The sequence below is a fragment of the Streptomyces sp. UH6 genome, from assembly GCF_013421635.1.
In the GTDB taxonomy this organism is placed as follows: Bacteria; Actinomycetota; Actinomycetes; order Streptomycetales; family Streptomycetaceae; genus Streptomyces; species Streptomyces abyssomicinicus.
In genome coordinates, this window is record NZ_JACADT010000671.1 from 1 (window position 1) to 3,193 (window position 3,193).

The 3,193-nt window shown below is 74.7% G+C and carries 3 protein-coding genes and 1 pseudogene; 1 reads left to right on the top strand and 3 read right to left on the bottom strand.

The window, feature by feature from the left end; genetic code table 11:
- Window positions 1–831, top strand: a pseudogene (locus HW445_RS24015) (hypothetical protein); the annotation flags it as partial.
- Between the two features lie 66 nt (window positions 832–897).
- Here the strand turns inward: HW445_RS24015 and HW445_RS24020 are convergent.
- From HW445_RS24020 to HW445_RS24030, 3 genes are all read right to left on the bottom strand, one after another.
- Window positions 898–1,605, bottom strand: coding sequence for an RES family NAD+ phosphorylase (locus tag HW445_RS24020; protein ID WP_180223030.1), 708 nt, complete (start codon window positions 1,603–1,605; stop codon window positions 898–900).
- On the bottom strand, window positions 1,605–2,366 hold the full coding sequence (locus tag HW445_RS24025) for a hypothetical protein (protein ID WP_180223031.1): 762 nt from the start codon (window positions 2,364–2,366) through the stop codon (window positions 1,605–1,607). Before HW445_RS24025 ends, HW445_RS24020 begins: the two co-directional genes overlap by 1 nt.
- The coding region (locus tag HW445_RS24030; protein WP_180223032.1) for a CHAT domain-containing protein at window positions 2,363–3,193 on the bottom strand (831 nt) is incomplete at its 5' end. The genes HW445_RS24030 and HW445_RS24025, both read right to left, overlap by 4 nt.

Below are 3,193 nucleotides of genomic sequence, written 5' to 3' on the forward strand. Positions count from 1 at the left end.
GGGGGCCTCGCCAGGGCCTGGGAGGGCCTGGGCGCGCGTCCCGCGATGCCCAGGGGGTACATGGCCTTCGCCCTCGCGCTGCTGGTGGCCGTCGAGGTGCCCATCTACTGGATGGCCTACCAGCCGTTCCACGGCGTCGGCCAGGTCAGCGACTCCCTCACGGGTCTGCTGGCCGTCTCCACGGCCGTCCTGATGGTCGGCGTGCCCCACCTGGCGGCCCGCTACCTGCGGCGCCGGGCGGACACCGGATCGTTCCGCGCGGGCTGGATCCCCTCGCTGGGCCTGGTCGGGCTGTGGATCTTCCTGAGCGGTGTGCTCGGTACCGTCCGCGCGAAGTTCGTGATGCCGGAGAACGAACCCGAGCCCGCCGCCGCCGGCGCCGGCGACGGGTGGAACGACACCGGCACCACGGAGGCGGCCGGCAGCCTGATCGACCGGCTCGGCCTCGAACCGTGGACCGTGCACTGGCTCTTCATCGGCCTGCTCCTGGTCTCCGGGGGGATCGGCCTCCTGCTCGGCCTGAGCAGGGAGCACCCCTTCCTCGACGCCTACCGCAGCGGCCTGGAGAAGCGCGACAAGCTGCTGGGCAGGCGGCAGGAGAGCGTGATCGAGTACGAGCGCTGCCGGGCGACGGCGGACACCGCCGAGGCCCGCAAGGAGGACCGCAGGGCCGCCACCGAGGACCTGGTGCGCGCGGCCCGCGAACTCCACGAGGCGGCCGCGCACGCCTACCTCGACGGCGTCCTCCTGGAGTCGAAGGAGCCGGCCGTCACCGAGGCGGCCATGCGGCTGTCCGCCCAGTGGCCCCTGCTGCCGATGACCAGGAGCTGACCGGCCGGCCCGTGGAACGCCGATGGCCCGGTCCCCCGCGCACGCGGGGGACCGGGCCATCGGCCTTCACGCCTCGTCGGAGCCGTCGGAGCCGTCGGTGCCGTCGGAACTGTCGGAACCGTCGGAGACCGAGATGACCGCGCGCAGCCGCGACAGCATGCGGTTGACCTCCCGGACGTCGGCCGTGCGGCCCAGGCGGTAGCGGGCCTCGGCGCCCCGGGCCCCCGCGAACGGCTCGCCCCGGTCGCCGAAGAACTGCACGGCCTCCCGGGGACGGCAGCGCTTGGAGACCCAGCGCAGCCCCTGCGCCGAGGAGCAGTGCTCCCGGATCACCTGGACCCAGTAACGGGTCTTGTCGTACTCCCGGTGCTCGCAGTCGACCAGCCACTCGTCCTGCCACACCGTGGCCAGCCCCTCCGCCGTGGTGAGGTCCACCAGCCGCACGTCCGCGGTGGTGCGCACCGCGGTGAGCAGGTACCGGGACGCCTGCGCCCACGGGATCCGCCGGACGGCCCCGGGTCCGTCGAACTCCACGGACCGCAGGAAGACCTCGGCCAGCGCGGTCAGCGGCTCCAGCGCGGCGTACAGGTAGGGGTACGGGTCCCGCTCCGTCGCGTCGAAGCGGTTGCCCTTGAAGTAGAGGTGGGCGGGGTTGGGGTTGAACTCGACCGGGCCGTACTCCTCGGAGTGGCATCGCCAGACGAGGGTTCCGGCCGGGAGCACGGTGAGCACCGGCTCCATCTTCACGCCCTCGGGCGGGACCTGGAGGGCCATCAGCCGGCCTCCACCAGCTCGAGCGCCGCCACTTCGATCTCCTCGTCCGGCAGGACGCCCAGCAGGTCCGCCGGCACCCCCTGCAGCCAGGTGTTCCTGCCCAGCCACCAGTCGGCGGCACCCCAGGGGTCCAGGTCCGCGCGGAGCAGCCGGTTGACGCGCAGGACGACGGGGACCGGCTCCAGCGTGCCCGGCCGGAACTGGAACCGCGGACAGCGCGGCGGGGAGTCCGGTCGTGACCGTGGAGGCCGGAGCCGGATCAGCGCGGGATCCGGGCCGTGTCCGGCGAGGAACTCGTCGTGCTCCCGCTCGGTCAGCGCGGGGGCCGCCAGCAGCTGGTCCCGGGACCGCGCCAGCAGCTCCTCCGGGCCGAGACCCGCGGGCTCCTCCGCCACCCCCTTTGCCGCTCCGGCCGCGGGTCCGCCGCGCGGGCCGGCCGACAGCCCCGCGGACAGCCCCGTCAGGAGCGACGTCAGGGCCTCGGCGGACGGCACGGAGGGGGCGCCGGTTCCGGTCACCGCGTACCGGTGACCCGTCAGGACGTCGGACAACGGGCTGTCCTCGGGCAGGACGGCCAGCGCCCTGCGCAGCCGCCGGACGGCCGAGCCGGCCGGCCGTCCCTCCGTCACCGCGTCCCTCACCTCGCCCAGGGCGGCGACCACCTCCTCCCGCTCGTCCGCGGAGACGCCGTCGTCCGCGAGACAGGTCACCAGCGCCTCCTGATGGGTCACCAGGAAGCCGATCAGTTCCTCGGAGTTCACTGCCGCACACCTCCCGAAGGGTTGCCGTGGTGGACGAACGCCGCCCAGACGTCGCTCTCGTCGAAGCTCCGGTCCCAGAAGCGCCGGGGGAACCCCTCCAGCGCCGGCACCGGGGGCCGGTCGCCCGGCGCGGCGACCATCCAGCGCTGGGCGGCGCGCAGGGCGTCGGGCGGGGCGACGCCCGCCGCGATCCGGTCGTGCAGGACCAGCGTCAGGACCACGGAGTCGATGTCGTCCACGCCCCACCGGGTGCCGACGGCATCGGAGGCCAGCCGGTGCACCAGCACGGAGGTGACGGTCAGGGCCTCGTCGTGGTCGCGGGTGGTCAGGTCGGTCTCGCAGGCCGAACACACCACCACCGGGCCGCGCGAGCGGTACGCCTCGCCGTCGTGCGGGGTCTCCAGGAGGGCGGTGAGCGTGAGGTGTTCCTCACCCGGCTCCCCGTCCTCCCGCCCCGGACCGGCCAGCACCAGGGCGGACGTCGTCGGGTCGGGGCCCGCGACACCGTGGCAGGAGAGCTGGACCAGCGACGCGGGGGCCGCGGCGCGGCCTCCGAGCAGCGAGAGGACGACCTCCGGCGTGGCGGGCGAGCCCTCGTTCTCGTACGTCTCGGCCTGCGGGTAGCAGTGCTCGTGCAGGAGCTGGCTCTCCTTCTCCGCCCAGGCCAGCTGGCCGTACTCGTCCCCGTGGAAGACCAGCGCCGGGCGCTGCCGCGGCTCCAGGCGGCTGCGGGCGGAGGCCCGGAGGAACTCCTGACCGGACGCCGCGTGCGAGACGACCGCGACGTCGAAGACCCGGACCTCCGGCGGCGCGCCCGGCAGGGCCGG